21 protein-coding genes are annotated in these 17,208 nt (G+C 36.2%); 6 read left to right on the top strand and 15 right to left on the bottom strand.

What is annotated here, in order from left to right; all coding sequences use genetic code 11:
- Positions 1 to 12: 12 nt before the first annotated feature.
- The gene (locus tag A2290_07495) at positions 13 to 795 is read left to right on the top strand and encodes a hypothetical protein (protein ID OGC14925.1); all 783 of its coding nucleotides are present in this window, start codon (positions 13 to 15) and stop codon (positions 793 to 795) included.
- 2 nt (positions 796 to 797) lie between these two features.
- On the opposite strand, the gene A2290_07490 is transcribed toward A2290_07495, so the two are convergent.
- The 5 genes from A2290_07490 to A2290_07470 all read right to left on the bottom strand — a co-directional run bounded on the left by A2290_07490 (position 798) and on the right by A2290_07470 (position 6,080).
- On the bottom strand, positions 798 to 1,817 hold the full coding sequence (locus A2290_07490; GenBank protein ID OGC14924.1) for a phosphoribosylformylglycinamidine cyclo-ligase: 1,020 nt from the start codon (positions 1,815 to 1,817) through the stop codon (positions 798 to 800).
- Between the two features lie 202 nt (positions 1,818 to 2,019).
- Positions 2,020 to 2,220: a hypothetical protein gene (locus A2290_07485; protein OGC14923.1), complete on the bottom strand. Its 201-nt coding sequence runs from the start codon at positions 2,218 to 2,220 to the stop codon at positions 2,020 to 2,022.
- Positions 2,221 to 2,248: 28 nt separating this feature from the next.
- Entirely contained in the window at positions 2,249 to 3,676 is a 1,428-nt protein-coding gene (locus tag A2290_07480) for an amidophosphoribosyltransferase (protein OGC14922.1), read from the bottom strand.
- A 31-nt stretch (positions 3,677 to 3,707) separates the two neighbouring features.
- On the bottom strand, positions 3,708 to 4,955 hold the full coding sequence (locus A2290_07475) for a proline--tRNA ligase (GenBank protein OGC14921.1): 1,248 nt from the start codon (positions 4,953 to 4,955) through the stop codon (positions 3,708 to 3,710).
- Between the two features lie 399 nt (positions 4,956 to 5,354).
- Positions 5,355 to 6,080, bottom strand: coding sequence for a hypothetical protein (locus tag A2290_07470; GenBank protein OGC14920.1), 726 nt, complete (start codon positions 6,078 to 6,080; stop codon positions 5,355 to 5,357).
- A gap of 137 nt (positions 6,081 to 6,217) precedes the next feature.
- On the opposite strand from A2290_07470, the gene A2290_07465 reads away from it, so the two are divergent.
- Positions 6,218 to 7,504 carry a 3-isopropylmalate dehydratase large subunit gene (locus A2290_07465; protein ID OGC14919.1) on the top strand — a complete coding sequence of 429 codons (1,287 nt, stop codon included), beginning with the start codon at positions 6,218 to 6,220 and terminating at the stop codon, positions 7,502 to 7,504.
- 162 nt (positions 7,505 to 7,666) lie between these two features.
- Here the strand turns inward: A2290_07465 and A2290_07460 are convergent, their stop codons facing one another.
- Both A2290_07460 and A2290_07455 read right to left on the bottom strand, forming a co-directional pair.
- Positions 7,667 to 8,398 (bottom strand): hypothetical protein, encoded by a 732-nt coding sequence (locus A2290_07460; GenBank protein ID OGC14918.1) that lies wholly within the window; start codon positions 8,396 to 8,398, stop codon positions 7,667 to 7,669.
- Between the two features lie 178 nt (positions 8,399 to 8,576).
- Positions 8,577 to 9,572: a hypothetical protein gene (locus A2290_07455; protein OGC14917.1), complete on the bottom strand. Its 996-nt coding sequence runs from the start codon at positions 9,570 to 9,572 to the stop codon at positions 8,577 to 8,579.
- 274 nt (positions 9,573 to 9,846) lie between these two features.
- On the opposite strand from A2290_07455, the gene A2290_07450 reads away from it, so the two are divergent.
- Entirely contained in the window at positions 9,847 to 10,329 is a 483-nt protein-coding gene (locus tag A2290_07450) for a 3-isopropylmalate dehydratase small subunit (GenBank protein ID OGC14916.1), read from the top strand.
- Positions 10,330 to 10,335: 6 nt separating this feature from the next.
- On the opposite strand, the gene A2290_07445 is transcribed toward A2290_07450, so the two are convergent.
- Complete coding sequence (locus tag A2290_07445; protein OGC14915.1) at positions 10,336 to 10,803, bottom strand: hypothetical protein; 468 nt, start codon at positions 10,801 to 10,803, stop codon at positions 10,336 to 10,338.
- 20 nt (positions 10,804 to 10,823) lie between these two features.
- Positions 10,824 to 11,057 (bottom strand): hypothetical protein, encoded by a 234-nt coding sequence (locus tag A2290_07440; GenBank protein ID OGC14914.1) that lies wholly within the window; start codon positions 11,055 to 11,057, stop codon positions 10,824 to 10,826.
- Positions 11,058 to 11,251: 194 nt separating this feature from the next.
- Here A2290_07440 and A2290_07435 point away from each other — a divergent pair, with 194 nt between their 5' ends.
- Together A2290_07435 and A2290_07430 are read left to right on the top strand one after the other, a co-directional pair.
- Positions 11,252 to 11,602, top strand: coding sequence for a hypothetical protein (locus tag A2290_07435; GenBank protein OGC14913.1), 351 nt, complete (start codon positions 11,252 to 11,254; stop codon positions 11,600 to 11,602).
- Positions 11,603 to 11,651: 49 nt separating this feature from the next.
- Positions 11,652 to 12,656 (top strand): hypothetical protein, encoded by a 1,005-nt coding sequence (locus tag A2290_07430; GenBank protein ID OGC14912.1) that lies wholly within the window; start codon positions 11,652 to 11,654, stop codon positions 12,654 to 12,656.
- 14 nt (positions 12,657 to 12,670) lie between these two features.
- Here the strand turns inward: A2290_07430 and A2290_07425 are convergent, their stop codons facing one another.
- The 4 genes from A2290_07425 to A2290_07410 form a co-directional block, all read right to left on the bottom strand.
- On the bottom strand, positions 12,671 to 13,849 hold the full coding sequence (locus A2290_07425) for a rod shape-determining protein RodA (protein ID OGC14911.1): 1,179 nt from the start codon (positions 13,847 to 13,849) through the stop codon (positions 12,671 to 12,673).
- Positions 13,850 to 13,906: 57 nt separating this feature from the next.
- Positions 13,907 to 15,340 (bottom strand): anthranilate synthase component I, encoded by a 1,434-nt coding sequence (locus A2290_07420; protein ID OGC14910.1) that lies wholly within the window; start codon positions 15,338 to 15,340, stop codon positions 13,907 to 13,909.
- Positions 15,341 to 15,640 carry a hypothetical protein gene (locus A2290_07415; GenBank protein OGC14926.1) on the bottom strand — a complete coding sequence of 100 codons (300 nt, stop codon included), beginning with the start codon at positions 15,638 to 15,640 and terminating at the stop codon, positions 15,341 to 15,343.
- Between the two features lie 88 nt (positions 15,641 to 15,728).
- Positions 15,729 to 16,064, bottom strand: a complete 336-nt coding sequence (locus A2290_07410) for a hypothetical protein (GenBank protein OGC14909.1) — start codon at positions 16,062 to 16,064, stop codon at positions 15,729 to 15,731.
- Between the two features lie 110 nt (positions 16,065 to 16,174).
- Here A2290_07410 and A2290_07405 point away from each other — a divergent pair, with 110 nt between their 5' ends.
- A complete protein-coding gene (locus tag A2290_07405) occupies positions 16,175 to 16,594 on the top strand; it encodes a hypothetical protein (protein OGC14908.1) in 420 nt (139 codons plus the stop codon).
- Between the two features lie 64 nt (positions 16,595 to 16,658).
- On the opposite strand, the gene A2290_07400 is transcribed toward A2290_07405, so the two are convergent.
- Positions 16,659 to 16,904, bottom strand: coding sequence for a hypothetical protein (locus tag A2290_07400; protein ID OGC14907.1), 246 nt, complete (start codon positions 16,902 to 16,904; stop codon positions 16,659 to 16,661).
- A complete protein-coding gene (locus A2290_07395) occupies positions 16,901 to 17,179 on the bottom strand; it encodes a hypothetical protein (protein ID OGC14906.1) in 279 nt (92 codons plus the stop codon). Before A2290_07395 ends, A2290_07400 begins: the two co-directional genes overlap by 4 nt.
- Positions 17,180 to 17,208: the final 29 nt, after the last annotated feature.

The following is a 17,208-nucleotide window of genomic DNA, read 5'->3' as shown; positions in this document are numbered from 1 at the left end:
TTAATATTTGAGATGGCAAAACGGTATAATATTAAAATCCGTTTTAATACCGTTAGAATAGAGATATTACACTACGGAGATCCTTTTTGGAAGGCAGATTTTGGCGATGTATATAAAGCAAGCCACGATGTTCTTTCAGCATATACTTTTGGAGCAGCAGCGCTTCAAACACACGGTTCACCGCATACCCTTAAGAACGCTTTAGCTACTTATAAAAAGTTAAGTTCTATGGGAATAGAAATACGTAGACTTTCTGTGCATTTATTCCATAAAGAATTTAACGGGCCAGATAGACCAAGTGAAGAGATTCTCAATGAATATGCTGCAAGGTTTATTGAAGCAATTGAATATTTAAAACCCGCTAAAATCGCGCTAAGGGGCTTAGGTTTACGCCATGGCTTTTTTAGTGAAAATGATTGTGCCTGGATAAACAAAAATCCTGAATGGCTGCATTTTAAATTTATTGAAAGTTTTTTCTGGAATCGAGTTTTTCCCTTCCTTTCTCATGATTTGCAAAAAAAATATACAGAAAAAATTCCAGACGTATCAGGAGAAAGATTTAAACATATTGGGTTTGAGGATTGGATTAATATTGTCAGAGCATCTTCACCCCTCGTTGCTCCAAACAAAGTTAAAGATGCAACTACAATAGACTTTCTAGGATATGAAAATTTAGAAATTCTTCCTGATGGCAGATGGAGAATTAATCCCCAAGTTCATCAAGTACTTGATAATGATGAACTTCGCTCTTGCTCTGACCCCATACCCGAAATGGAGTCCGGCATTTTTTGGTAACTCTACTTAATCTCTACTTCCCCGCTCCCCTTCTGAATTTCACCTATCAAAAAAGCTTCCTCCCCTGATTTTTTTAGAGCTTTTAAAGTCTTATCCACATCTTTCTTCTCAACAACAATAACCATTCCAATTCCCATATTAAATGTTTTATACATCTCGTCATTTCCAACTCGTCCGTACATTTGAACTAAACCGAAGATAGATGGATGTTTCCATGAGAAACGTTCTATATGAGCTTTTGTCCCTTTCGGTAAAAGGCGGGCAACATTTTCAGGAAGTCCGCCCCCTGTTATATGAGCAACTCCCTTAACTTTCACCTGTTTTATTAAGTTTAAAATGGTTTTAGTGTAAATTCTAGTAGGAGTCAACAGCTCTTCACCTAAAGTCTTATCAAGCCCTTTCATCTCTTCATTAATATCAAGATCAGCGCAACAGAAAAATACCCTTCGCACCAAAGAATACCCATTACTGTGAATGCCGGAAGAAGCAAGTCCTAAAATCTTATCTCCAGGCTTAATTTTAGAACCATTAATCACATCTTTCTTTTGAACCATACCGACAACAAAACCGGCCAAATCATACTCCCCATCATTGTACAAACCGGGAAGCTCAGCGGTCTCCCCGCCAATCAATGCACAACCAGCCTCCTTACATCCCTTAACAATCCCCTTTAAAATTTGTTCAGCAATATCAGGGTCTAACTTGTGAACTCCAATATAATCAAGAAAAAATAGCGGTTTAGCGCCACAACAAATAACATCATTCACATTCATTGCAACAAGATCAATTCCTACAGTATCATGCTTATTCATTTTAAAGGCGATTTTAAGTTTGGTTCCAACCCCATCGGTCGCAGAAACCAACATGTTTTTTTCATCGATCGAATAGCAACCGCCAAAAAAACCGATTCCAGAGGCAACTGCGGGATTAAAAGTAGAGCGTGCCAGTTTCTTAACCCTTTTCACCACCTCATACCCCGCCTCTATATCCACTCCCGATGATTTATAAGTTAAGCCTTTCACAGTAATCACCCTCTTTTTTTAGTTATTTGCTATTCGATCCCATATATTTTAAATTTCACGCTAAATTATTATGCTATTTGATTATAATTATACCACTTTACTTTACCCTAAACAATAAGCGCTTATTGCCTTTTCCATAAAATAAAAAACGGGCGTTTACATACACCGCCCGCTCTTATTATTCTTATAAATAAGCTTAAAATTATCTTGCTGATTCTGTTGTTGCTGTACCATAATAAACATCTCCACCACGCAAAACAATAAAGAATCTGCAATCTTTATTCGTACAAGCCCACGCTTTATAACGAATTGCAACTGAGTTGTTAGAAAAGTCAGATAATGGAATAAGTTCCCCCGTTCCACACTTCTGACATTTTGGATAAGAGTTGCATGATTCACCCATGCTATTCACCCCCCTTTTTATTATCTTATCATTTAAAAAATAATTTCAGTGTTTCCAGTTTTTCCGGAATTTCTATAGGATAACTGCCGCTTAAACAAGCCAAACACAAAGAATTTCTCGGCAAATTGATTGACCTAACCAAACTTTCTAAGCTTAAATAACCCAAAGATTCTACATCAAGGTATTTCCTAATGCCTTCAACAGACAAGTTAGCAGCTATTAATTCAGCCCTGGAAGGAGTATCAATACCATAAAAACAAGAATGTGTTATAGGAGGTGAAGATACTCTAAAATGAACTTCTCTTGCTCCCGCGTCTTTTAAAATCTTCACAATCTGCCTGGAGGTTGTCCCCCTTACTATTGAATCATCTAAAACAACCAACTTGCTGTTTCTAACTGTCTCTCTTAAAGGATTTAATTTGATTTTTACTCCCATATCACGGATCTCCTGGCTGGGCTGTATAAAAGTCCTCCCTACGTACCTGTTTTTAATCAACGAGTCACCAAAAGGGATTCTGCTTTCAGACGCAAAACCGATCGCCGCGGGTATTCCCGAATCTGGAACCCCGCTTATAAAATCCATATAAGGAGAATTATGTTCTTTCGCTAAATATTTCCCCATGCTGACTCGGGCTTCATAAACGCTGCGCCCATTAATTACAGAATCAGGTCTGGCAAAATAAATAAATTCAAAAACACATAAAGCAGACTTCTTTTTTCTGGAATAAGTTTTTGACTGCATCCCTTCTTTATCTATAATAACAATCTCTCCATTTGATATCTCTCTTAGAAATTTCGCGCCGACAATATCCAATGCGCATGTCTCAGATGCCACAACATAAGCTTCATCCAACTCGCCAACACACAAAGGCCTGACACCATGAGGATCTTTTATCGCAAAAAGTTTGTCAGTTGTCATAATAAGAAGAGAAAAAGCCCCTTGAATCTGATCAAGAACAGAAAAAAGGGCTTCTTCAAATTTATCTTTCTCCGAAGTAGCAATAAGTCCTGCAATTACTTCAGTATCGGAAGTTCCGGAAAACTTAAATCCTTTATCCTGCAAACCCTGTTTAAGTTCATCGGTATTAATTAAATTACCGTTATGAGCAACAGCAACAGGCCCAAATTTTGTATCCAAAACAAAAGGCTGCGCATTAGAGAGGCTGCTTCCTCCGGTTGTTGAATATCTGACATGCCCGATAGATATGTTGCCTGTTAGATCTTTTAAACTCCATTCTTTGAACACAACATTAACAAGCCCCATCCCAACCTGATAATTAATCTCTTTCCCATTAGATACAGCAATTCCGGCAGACTCCTGTCCTCTATGTTGAAGCGAAAAAAGGCCATAATATGTTGTTTTTGCCAAATGATCACCATCATAAGAATATATGCCGAACACACCGCAGGCTTCTTCAGGTTTATCACATTTTGAGGAACAATTAAAACAAGTCATTAAGCCCTCCAGAAAAATATTTCTTACTATGCTAAATCAATTCTTTCAAAACCGGAAATATATTATCCTTGTCAACTAATTTAACTTCACCTGTCGCCCTTATTTTGAGTTCAAACTTACCTTCTTTTAATCCCTTTCCTATTATTATTTTGACAGGAAAACCGATTAAATCGGCATCTTTTAATTTCATCCCAAGACGACCCGCGCGATCATCAAACGCGATATCATCTCCTACTTGATCGGTCAATTCATTATAAATTTTTTCTGCAGCAACAAATTGCTCAGGGTCTTCAGCATTTACCGGAACTATAATAATTTTATAAGGCGCGATCGCCATCGGCCAAATTATTCCATCCTTGTCATGGCTCTGTTCTATTGCGGCTGCCGCAGTCCTTCCAACCCCTATGCCATAACACCCCATAATAAAAGGTTGCTCATTATTGTTTTCATCAAGATAAGTAGCCTTCATCCCTTCGGAATATTTTGTCCCAAGCTGAAAAATATGGCCCACTTCAATCCCTCGTGTCTTATTTAAGCTTTTACCCTTACATTTTGGACAGTCATCAGATTTTTTGGCTTCTGAAGAAACAGCATAAGAACATTCTTCACAGTAGAAAATTTCTTCTTCGCCGGTATCTGCCAAAACCATGTATTCTTGAGAAAACCCTCCGCCCATAATACCGGAATCCGCGTCAACCACTTTATATTTAAAACCGATACGGTCAAAAATACGGCAATAAGTCTCATACATGTTTTTATACTCTTTATTCAAACATTCTTGGTCCGCATGGAAAGAGTACGCATCTTTCATCATAAATTCGCGAGAACGCATAACTCCAAATCGCGGGCGTATTTCATCGCGGAATTTCGTTTGTATCTGATATAAATTAATTGGCAGCTGTTTATATGAACGTATATTATTGCGCGCAATATCCGTAATTATCTCTTCGTGCGTAGGGCCTAAACAAAATTCTCTATCATGGCGATCTTTTATGCGAAAGAGTTCCTTGCCGTAAAGGTCCCATCGGCCTGTCTCTTTCCATAATTCAGAAGGAAGGAGGACTGGCAGAAAAACTTCTTGAGCTCCAGCATAATTTAATTCTTTACGAATAATATTGGAGACTTTTTGAATAACACGTTGTCCAAGGGGTAAAAGTGAATAAACTCCTGCAGCCAGCTTCCTCATCATACCCGCCCGAAGCATTAATTTATGGGATATTACCTCAGCTTCACCTGGTTCTTCTCGCAAGGTTGGCGCAAAGAGCCTCGACATCTTCATCTATAACTCTTCCTCCACGACATCTTTATTATACCAATTCTTTGAAGCCCTAACAAGAGATTTTTGAAATTTCAGATGATTTTTGATATAGTTAACCCCGATTATTCATACCTCGAGTAATGTTTGACAATTTGTTAGTTATTGATTCTGAGGTGAATAATCGGGGTTAAGGCATGCAACAAACAATGTCACAAAAAATATTAGCTAAAGTTTTCAGGAAATATCCTCAAATAGTAAGCGCCTATCTTTTTGGGTCAAGAGCAAGAGGAAACTTTTCTTCTTCATCAGACTATGACTTTTTGGAGGCTAAATCCTAGAATAGTTGGTTAAGCCGCAGTTGTGAGGTTGAGCCATATAATGCACAACTCATACCTCACAACTTATTTGCATAATTTTTGTTTAAAACGCCACTTTACCAGATGCTAATATTTGCCTACTATTTAGTTCTGGCGACTCTCCTGGCTTGCATATCAAAAAGCTTAAAGATACTTGCATACTCCCAGGGTTAGGATATTTTGCACCACTAGGCCTATCTTGTCTTCTTTCTAATCTCTCACTAAAATATAGCATGGTAAGCCAATCAATATTTTTGTTTATCATGAGAGATTCAACATCATTGGAAGGGGGAATTATTCCTAATAATGCTATCCATTCACCATATATTTTACCTAACAACCTTCTAGAAAAGTCAGGATAATAAAGTAATTTTTCTGTTCCCTGCTCCCACGAAAGCTTGGTTCGCTTATCAAACCAATTTCCTTCTCTAGTAGTAAGAGAATCTCCAAGCATCATTGGAACTTTGGTAGAACCCAAAAATCTCATAGCTATTTGCCTTATAATATCAACATCTTCTGTATTTCCTTGCTCTTCATCTCTCACCCTAAGGTATACTTCATCAGGGACTCTATTTCCTTCGATTCCTTTTGAAACATCTTCGACATTTTCTATCCCCAATCCATTTAAAACATTTCCTCTTAGCTCACTGGGGTTATAGGGTTCTTTCAATTTTTCCATTTGAGAAATTCTGCTCCCAACTAAACTTTTTGCACGATGAAAAACCATGGATGCTAACATCTCCCGACTCCCACCAAGGCTACTTATTACTCTCGCGGCTCTAACTCCCATAATATTTTCCTCCTTTAAGCAATAGACTCTCTCCCAATCCTTTCCCTCCTTTTTTTAAATAAAATATATTTGGTTCTCGTTTACACTCTCGTTTAGATTTCTTTGAAATTTCAGGCGATTTTTGGTATAGTTAAGACATGCAACAAACAATGTCACAAAAAATATTAGCTAAACATGCGGGGTTGAAAGAAGTCGAACCCGGACAACTTATCAACTGCAAAGTTGATCTTGTACTTGGGAATGATATTACATCCCCACCCGCCATAAAAGAATTCGCAAAAATTGGAGTTGCAAAAGTTTTCAACAAAAAGAAAATCTATCTTGTGCCCGATCATTTTACCCCTGCCAAAGATATAAAATCTGCGGAACAGGTTAAGATGATGCGTGAATTTGCCAAAAAATATGGGATAGTCAATTTTTTTGAGATTGGCTGCATGGGTGTTGAACATGCTCTGCTTCCAGAAATGGGAGCAATAATTCCGGGAGATTTAATTATAGGCGCTGATTCTCACACCTGTACATACGGAGCTCTTGGAGCATTCTCAACAGGAGTTGGATCAACAGACATGGCGGCTGCAATGGCAACTGGCGAAGTTTGGTTTAAAGTTCCAGAGCAGTTAAAATTCATCTTTAAAGGCAAGCTTAAAAAATGGGTCGAAGCAAAAGATTTGATCCTTTACACAATAGGGCAAATAGGTGTAGACGGCGCACGGTATATGTCTATGGAGTTTACAGGTCCCGCGATTGAAAAGCTTTCTATTGAAGGCCGTTTGACAATGGCCAATATGGCGATTGAGGCAGGTGGAAAGAATGGAATTTTTGCTCCTGACCAAAAGACTTATGAGTATCTAAAGACAAAAATGAAATTAGGTTCATGGTCTGTGGTCAGTGATCTGTGGTCTAATCTCCAGTCCGATCCCGATGCAGTCTATAAACACACATACAACTGGGATGTCTCAACAATCGAGCCACAAGTCGCCTTCCCTCATTTGCCAAGCAACACAAAGCCTGTGAGTAAATGTAAGAACATAAAAATCGACCAGTCTGTAATCGGTTCATGCACAAACGGTCGTATTGAAGATTTACGAATTGCAGCAAAAATACTAAAAGGGAAAAAGAGAAATAAGAATGTAAGGCTAATAATTATTCCTGCGACACAAGCAATTTACAGTCAAGCCATGAAAGAAGGCTTAATCGACATATTTATGAAAGCGGAAGCGGCAGTCTCAACTCCAACCTGCGGACCGTGCCTTGGCGGGCATATGGGAATATTGGCGGAAGATGAAAGATCAATTGCTACTACAAATCGAAACTTTGTAGGAAGAATGGGTCATCCAAAGTCGGAAGTTTATCTTTCAAATGTTGCAGTGGCGGCAGCCTCTGCTGTAGCAGGATATATTGTAAGCCCTGCGGATTTGTGTTAAAAACTCCTTCAGTAATCTAAAATTAACCCCGATTATTCACCCCGATTGGGATAATCGGGGTTCACGCCAGAATCAATAACTAACAAATTGTCAAACATTACTCGATGTATGAATAATCGGGGTTAAATGATGTTAAACATCTAATAACTTGGCTGTAGAAGTCTACAAAGAAGCTGAAGTAGTAGGCTCCGATTTATTTATCAGGGAGATAAGTTTTTCCATGATTTCGGCGGTTGATGTATATTTAGCATAGTCACGGGGATAATGTCTGAACCTAAGCTTACGATATATTTCATCCCTATGAGGAAATGCTTTTCTTGTTATATTGAAAAAATCGATTTTCAGGTTTTGTTCCCAAATTCTAGTGTCATGGTGAGAGTAAAGATACTGGATAGCTATCATGAATATTATAAAACGCCATTTTTGATCGTTGTCAGTTAAAAGGCCATACAAAAAACTGGCTTCAGTTATAAAACCAAACGTGTTAAAATCTGGATCTCTTTTCGTATCCCACCATTCAGATCTATCTAAACATATATTAATAATAATTGATTCAGCAGATGGATTTTCATGTAAAAAATTTGTTAATGCTGAAGTAATCTTACCCGCAGCTATTGAGTTTTCATAAACTAATATCGCCTTGGCTGTTAGGTCATTTATTGTTTTCATCTCTTCCTCTATTGCCAGATTTCTAAGAAACTCAATAAAAGGTTCTGTTCTCATAATGGCTTTTAATCGAGTGGTGACAATAGGCATTCCAAACTCGTGCAACATCATGATAATATCAATGTCAGTTGCTTCTTCTTGTTGAATTCTATCTAGTAATTGCTTTATGCTGTAAGGTTTATTGACAGCGGTATCAATATTAAAAGATATTATTTTACTGTTAATCATTTATGCTGTTTTAATATCGAATGAAAAAAGCTAAATTTCAGGTTGTTTTATGAATGATTCTGTGATTCTCTTCTTCTTATAAAAGTGGTTTCCCCTGTTTTTTTAAAATCATTTTTCTCGTCCATATTTTTCAAATTAACCCCGATTGGGATAATCGGGGTTAATTACTATCGTTAATTTATTTACTTTTAAATTCTCGGAAGTACAAATTATGAACTCGAAGTTTTCGTATAGCTGCCTGTTTTCTCCCTCTAACCTTATCTTCGGAAGACAAACAAATAGCGCTTATTTCTGAATATGATTTATCTTCAAAATAGAAAAGTTGAATTATTTTTTCTTCACGAGGCGTAAGTAGTCTCCTAAATATAGAATCAAAGAGAGCTTCTCTTTCGTGCATAAAAACTCTTTCTTCAGGAGAGAGTTCTTCCCCCTGTAAAAACTCATCAATTATCGACGGCTGGCTTATCTTTCCGAAACAAAGAATTCCATCTAATTCAGAAAAAGATTCATCTCCCTGAAGATCAAGCTCTTCTTCACTCTCATCTCTTCTTACAGAATAAAAGCTATGATTAAAAGCTCCAGAATTACAAGTCAAAGCTCTATCAACTGTCTTCAATGGCAAATCCACAATTTCAGCAAGTTCTTCATGATCAGGAGCTCTCCCATTTGTCATTAAAAAATCTTTCGATAAACGGCTTAATTCCCTTCCTAATTCCAATAAATACAAAGGCTTGTCAACCCCATCTTTTGCTAGGTTTTCCGTATACACAAAGCGCATCATCGCTCCCCAAATGTAAGATCTAGAATAGGTTATAAGGGTTATACCTCTCTCAGGATCGTATTTTTCCACAGCCCTCATTAAACCGAGGTTCCCTTCCTGAATAATATCACCAATAGGAACCCCTGAATATTCAAAGCTAAATGCGATATTTCTGACATACGGCAAAAATGATGAGACAATATCATTTCTTAATTTTTCTACTGTTGCAGCATCTCCGCGCTCAAAAGCCTCTTTTTTTAAAGCCAACTTGTCAACAAGCTCATCATTTGTTAAATATGTAATATCCCGTAAGGCTTTTAAATATACTCCAAAAGCTTTAGAGCCGCTTCCTCTTGCCCACATTCTTAATGTAGAAGGCCAAGTATATGCAGGTTTTTTTATTATTTTCGCCATAAATTATTATCTGTTTTGTAATAAGAAAATTTCACCCCGATTATTCATACCTGGGGAAAGTTCCAACACTCTGCTAGAATTCTGTTCGTCTATGAACCCCGATTTCCTAATCGGGGTTCATAATCGGAGCTCATACTATCGGAAAACTTTTTTTTCATTCAAGAAAACCCCGTGATGGGGAAATAGCCATTTATTTACCTCCAAGTATCCTCACTCCACATACACTCTTATCATTTTTTTTGAAATTTCATCCGATTTTTGGTATAGTTAAGGCATGCAAGGCAAAGCTTGGAAATTTAAAGATAATATTGATACTGATTTAATTATCCCTGCAAGATATTTAAACACCTCCGATCCCGCGGAGCTTGCGAAACATTGCATGGAAGATGCTGATCCTACATGGATAAATAAAATGCAAAAAGGTGATTTTATCGTCGGCGGCGAAAACTTTGGGTGTGGGTCTTCTCGTGAACATGCTCCAATTGCCATAAAAGAATCAGGCGTTTCAGCCGTTATCGCAAAATCGTTTGCTAGGATATTTTATCGCAATGCTATAAACATAGGTCTTCCTATCCTTGAATCTCCTGAAGCTGTTGACGGAATAAACGAAGGAGACGAAATTGAGGTTGAGTTAGCCAAAGGAAATATTACCAACAAAACAACAGGCAAGATTTACAAAGCCCAAGCCTTTCCTGAATTCATGCAAAAACTGATTGATGCCGGCGGGCTTATCGAATATATCAAGAGAAAAAGATAACTACCCTCACTTATTATTTGCTTTGATTTTTTGTAAAATAGAAAGTGCGTTGTTTTTTACTGTTTTATTTTTTACAGGCCCTTTTTCGTTGAATTTTACAACATATAAATCAATAGGATAATCAATATTTTCGTGCCACTCATTTTTGTTTTTCAAGATGTCAACTTTCCAATATTTTTCACCTTTGAAATATCCAAAGCCTGAACCTCCAAAGGTGTCCGCAACTTCAAAAGTTGTAGTCTTAAAAAGAGCTGGAATCATGACTATGCTTCCACCGGGAAGAAAATTAAGCGCGACAAAATTGCCTATGCGTTTTTGATTTTTTGCAACTCTCCGATAACAGCCATAATCGCTTCCCTTATGTGCCCAATAAGAAGTCGTTAAGACTTTTACCGTAAAATGCCTAGGAACTTCATTTTTTATATTGGTATTTTCTGATAATCCGGTTGAATAAAATAAGAGTAGAAAAAACATCATCCAACGCATAGAAACTTCTAATTTTTTGCTTTTAATTTTTCTATCATCTCCCTAATTTTATCTTTAGCCTCTTTTGTCTTTCTCGATTTGACAGCTATTTTAAAATTAAGAATATCCCCTTCTTTAATGCTTTGAGGTAAAAATTGAATAGGAAAATAGACTGTTGCCTCATCTTCTTCTCCCAGTAAAACAACAGCTTTATCTCCCTCTATACGATCTATTAATGCTTTAAATTTTATATCTTGCTTCATTGTGTTGCAAGTAATTATTATATCAAAAAATCAAACAAAAAAACAAGTAGAAAAAAGTCAACAAAACCTCCTTATCAATACTATTTGTACAATCTGTTTTTAGGTATTATTTACATAGTTCCCCCAATTATCATGATCAGGTTAGTTTCTGGTTTTACCATGAATAATCGGGGTTAAAAGAGGCATTAAATCACATGGCGGCAACAACAAACTGGTCTCAAGATTTTTTATGGGGGGGGTATCCTCAGATTCAAAAATCTGCCCAATTTGATTTTAATAAAAACGGGAAAATTGAAAATAGCGAAAAATTAGATTCAGACGGCAATGGAAAAAGAACAGACAAGGAATATTGGGATTTTATTCAAAACAACAGGCCTTACATAGAAAAAGAGATAGAAGGATTAGCTTTGCCTGACAATGGCCTATTTCCATCTATTATTAATAAAATATTTATGTTGGAGTCTGAGGTCGTCTCTTTTCCCGACACACAAAAAGGCTATAACATCCTTTTAGATATATTAACTGAAGCAAAAAAAAAAGATTAAAGAAAAAAAGATTAAAGGAATAGATATATTTAAGCTTATAAATGACCTGTTGAAAGAAAAAGGGATTAATGTTTCAGGCGAAGATGCAGTAAGCAAATCGCTTCTTCTTCAGTCTTTGGCAAAAAAAAATATTGTTTGTGATACGTATGCCTTGCTTTTACTCGCACTATCCAAATCTTTGGGTTACAAAATAGATATATATAAACTGCCAAAACATGTTTTTTGCCGTTATACGGATGGAAAAACAACTTACACTATAGATACAGGAAAAATCTCTACTACAACAAAAAATGAGTTTTCCCACAACCCTATGTTTAAAAACGAAAAAGAAAAACGCTTGGATGAAAATGGAATATTAGGTTTGGCTTACTTTAATAGAGCATGTGCTTATCTTTATATAAAAAGCACCCCTCAAAAAGCCTTCCCTGATCTTAACAAGGCTAAAAAACTTTTAGGAAATGATTTGGATATAATAGGGAATTTTGGTGTTGCAAACTTTTTTAGTGGAAAATACAAAGAAGCTATACCTTTTTTCATAGAGATTAAAAATAAAAATCCCGATTATTACAAAATAGACTATTGGTTAGGGACAGCATATGGTTATGCAGGAAATTCTGAAAATACTGAAAAACACTTTAAACAAGCAATAAGTTTGGATCCAAACAGCGCAGGAAATTACATTGGTTTTGGGCTTTCTTGTTTTATGTCTCACAACAATGAAGCGGCAATAACATTATTTAATAAAGCAATCTTACTAGATCAAAAGAATTCACTGGTTTATTTATATAGAGGAGCGGCCAGAATGAATCAACAAGATTATCATGGGGCTTTGGATGATTTTAATCAATCTATTAAATTGGATCCTTATTGTACAAAAGACACAAAAGCTGAAGCTTATTTTAACAGGGCCGTCGTGATAGTAAATTTAGTTATTTTAAGAGAAATGGATAATTCCTATCTGCCTGAAGTTATAACTGATTTAAATAAAGTTATTGCAATTGATCCGGAAAATAAAAAAGCAAGAGAGCTTTTAAGCCAAATCGTACCCGACTAATTTTTTGACAACGTTTAAAAAATAAGATCCCTTCGCCTCATTGCAACGCTCTGGATAATCCCCACAAGTATCATGTTCACAATAAGCGCCGTCCCTCCAAAACTTACAAATGGAAGTGGGATTCCAACAACCGGCATTATCCCTAAAACCATGCCAATTGAAATAAAAACGTGAAAAAAGATCATCATAGCCGCCCCGCAAACAAGTATCCCCCCCAAATAATCCCTTGCCTCACCTGCGATAATAAAAGCTTTTCTTATTAAAACAAATAAAACAAATAGTACCATCATAGCTCCTACAAAACCAAATTCTTCCGTTATTGCGGAATATATAAAATCTGAATGCTGTTCAGGAATAAAATGAAGCTGAGTTTGAGTCCCTTGAAGAAAACCTTTTCCAAGAAATCCACCCGAGCCGACAGCTATGACACTTTGCATTGTATGATAACCCATACCATAAGGATCAATTCCGGGATTTAAAAAGGCTATAATTCTCATTCTTTGATATTCTTTTAACAATCCCCATATAATTGGGAAAGCAACCCCCACCCCAATATTTAAACCGAGGATAATTAACATATCCCACAATTTAACTCGACTAAAATACAAGAAGAACCAAACCATAAATATATAAAAACACCATAATAATATATTTGGCCGACACATAAGTGACAAAAATGGGGTTACAATCATTGCAAGGATAATCGGCGATGATTTGTCCCATATGAGCATTCCAAAACTGATTGCGGCAACAACCAATGCTGTGCCTAAATCAGGCTGCTTAAATATTAAAAGGAACGGGAGCCCCATTATAAATAAAGTCAGCAAAGGATTGGACTTGCCTTGTCTTTTTGTAAAATAAGTTGCAAGAACAATAATCACAACAAGCTTGGTTATTTCTGACGGCTGAAAAGACAAAATCCCAAGATTAATCCATCTTTGCGCGCCATAAGCGGATGTCCCCTGAAAAAGAACAAAGACAAGGAGAGCCAGCATTCCAATATATAACGGAATCGCGATCTTTTTTAAGTGGTTATAATCCAGATAGGCAAAAAAAGCCATACCAATAAGACCAACAATAAAAGAACCGAACTGTTTTGAAAGATAAAAAAGAGCGCTATGATTTTCGTTAAGGGCTGTCTTGTACGTTACAGAAAAGATGGCAAGAAATCCGACAGCTATTAGAAAAGACATACAAATCCATATGGTCTTGTCGGAAAGCTTGAGCATGCGGAGGTTAATCATAAGGCCTTACCCGCAAAGCTCTACAGCACGAAGCATTGCCGAGGCTTTGTTGCAGGTCTCTTGATACTCTTCGCTTGGCACAGAATCGGAAACAATTCCCGCCCCTGCTTGTATGTAAGCCTTTTTATTTTTCAAAATCAATGTTCTTATAGTTATACATGTATCCATCTCGCCGGAGAATGAAAAGTAGCCAATTGCGCCAGCGTAAGGTCCCCGTTTTATATTTTCAAGCTCATCGATTATCTCCATTGCACGGACTTTTGGAGCGCCTGAAACTGTTCCCGCAGGAAAAGATGCACGGATAAGGTCAAATGCGTTTTTGTCATCGGAAAGCGCTCCTGTTACATTACTTACAATATGCATAACATGGGAGTATCTCTCGACAGACATAATCTCATCTATTTTTATCGTATTTGCTTTACAAACTCTACCTAGGTCATTTCTTGCAAGATCAACAAGCATAACATGTTCGGCTCGCTCTTTTTCAGACGCTAAAAGTTCTTTTTCAAATGATTTATCTTCTTTCTCTGTTTTGCCTCGAGGGCGAGTTCCGGCGATTGGCCTTAAAGTTGCCTTGCCGTTTTCAAATCGCACCATCACTTCGGGAGACGCGCCAACTATTTTCAAGTCTTTAAATTTGAGGTAATACATGTATGGTGACGGATTTATTGTCCGCAAAATCCTGTAAACATTAAAAGGATCACCGTCAAATTTTGTTTCAAACCTCTGCGAAGGAACCACCTGGATAATATCTCCCGACCTGATATACTCTTTTGCTTTTTCGACGACCGATTCATACTCTTTTTGTGTAAAATTTGATCTGATTTTCAGTTCTTTCTTTGGCATTGATGGGATTTCAAAATCATCACCTTTTAAACTTTTCTTTAATTTCTTTTCAAGTGCCGATATTTTTTCGCACGCGTCCCGGTATGCTTTTTCAGGATTATTTTCGACAAAAGCATTAGATATTATAAGGATTTTGTGCTTTACATGGTCAAAAGCCAAGATAGTATCTGTCAACATAAATTGCGCGATAGGAAGTTTTAGGTCGTCTTTATTTTTAGCGGGGATATTTTCTACAAATCGGACAGCATCGTAGCTTATATAGCCAACCAAACCACCGTGGAAACGGGGCATATTGGGAACAACTACAGGTTTGTACCGGGTGATGATTTTTTCAAGTTCGGAGAATGGGTCTTTTTTGCCATCAAATGAGAAGATTTTTTGAGGAGTAGTTCCAAGGAATGAATACCTTGCGACATTTTCTCCCCCTTCGACCGATTCGAGCAGAAAAGAGTAATCATCACCTTTTGCAGATGCTGTAATTTTTTTAAATGCGGAAACAGGGGTTTCCATATCTGCAACAAGTTCTTTGCAGACGGGGATTAAATTACCCTGTTTTGATAATTCTATGAATTGTTCTTTTGATGGATAGAACATCTATAAAAATTCCTTTATCCTTTTCAATAAAATTGGTTTTAATATCTTCAAAGCTTTGATAGCTTCTTTTAATTCTTCTTTATCTATATCTTCTCCGGGATACCTGAATCCTACCGCAAAAGGGTTTAAAATCAATAATTGTTGCTCTATGGCTTTAAGAAATTGATCTTTTTTTATTACAAAATCAAGCAAATTGAGAAGATCATGTGTTTTTGGGAAATTGATCCCAAAGCAAATGAGTAAGGCTTTTAAATATTTCTCTATAGCCTGTTGGCAGTGAAAAGCAATAATATAGTATATTTTTTTCTTTCTTTTGCTTTTATAAAGACCTACTGCAACTTCATAATCTCCGGAAGCCTTTTCTAGCCATTCATTAATAAGCTGTTTATTAGGTAGATTCATATAATACTCTGCCTTTTTTAATTATCTCTTTATAAAAAGGGTCTCCCATTTTAAGCCTTTTATCTACTTCAAAATCAGTCTTTACTAAAATATCAAGGGGCAAAACATGGTCAATTCTACTGCTTACAAAACGATGTTTTTCTAAATTAGATTGTTTTGTGTTTTTTATAAATAACAAATCAACATCACTATCATTATTAGGATTCCCGTAAGCGTAAGAACCAAACAAAATAACTTTTTGAGGTTTAACTCTATTGATAGATTTATCTACTATTGTTCTTATTAATTTAAATATATCTTTTTTATTAAGCTTTTTTTTCATAGTCTCTTTTATTCTACCACAGCCGCAAATCAAAAATAAGATGAAATTTCAAAAAAAAAAAAACTATAATAATATAGAAATTGAAGAGTTTCAGGAGGTGATATGGAACGATGGAGGGTATTAACAACAACACAAACTTAATCTTGAATAATTCTGATCAAAAAAAGATTAACGAAATAATAGTGAAAACAATATTTAATACAATTCCGCCTTCTGGTTATATGACATCTTCAGAGATTAATGCTTTTTTAAGTCAAAATGGTTTACCAAAAGATGCAAAAAAACTATTTATTAAAACCCCTAAAGGATGGACATTAAGTAAAAAGGCATTAGATGATCCTAAGAATAGCGCGCTTGTGAATATTGTTATAGGAAAAGCCAAGGTAATTAAGGCTACCGGTGGCACATCAGCATTAGTAGAAAAAGCAGCAACTGCAATTGACATCGCATACATCGCATATTCTAATGCAAAATCAAAATGTAATCCACATATAGAACACGAACTCCTTTTTGATGACGGACCGAATTAGATTGTATTTTTTAACACCTTAAAAGAGCCCAAGCCGTTGTTTGGGCTCTTTTGGAGTTTTTTATTTAGATGAACTCAATTTTATTATTGGGAAAATCTAAAATAAATTTTTTGTTCAATCTTTTTAAAAGTTCAACCCCTATTAAAAGATCATCCCCAGGAAAAATTGAGATCAAGCCAAATAATTTGATATTTTCTATCTCTACAGTCCCCCTGCATAATAAAGTAGTAGACGGTCTGCCATCTGCTAAAGTATAAGTTGCAGTACTTGCCAAAACAAGCGCAGATTCCAGGATGATTTCGTTGATCAAAAATGCCAGGCATCTTCCAATTTATTATCTAAAGTCCATGCAACTTTAAATATCCCCTCTGAACCGATTTTTATAAGATGAAAGATTTTTTGCGGATTGCTTTCTTTTGCTTTTTCCAAAGCTTCCTCGGCAGTTTTTCCTAAATAATAAGTTTCTGTTTCAATATCAATGGCAACATATTGTCCAAAATCACTTTTTTCAAGAAGTTGCTTATATTTTTCCTGATAAATTTTTTCACCTTTCTGCGCAATAGTCGAAGGATTCAAATTATCCATATGTAAAACACCTGCTTTTATATTATATT

The sequence above is a fragment of the candidate division WOR-1 bacterium RIFOXYB2_FULL_36_35 genome, from assembly GCA_001771505.1.
GTDB lineage: Bacteria > Margulisbacteria > WOR-1 > XYC2-FULL-46-14 > XYC2-FULL-37-10 > XYB2-FULL-36-35.
The sequence above is the reverse complement of the archived record's forward strand: the minus strand, read 5'-3'. Positions and strand labels throughout refer to the sequence as shown.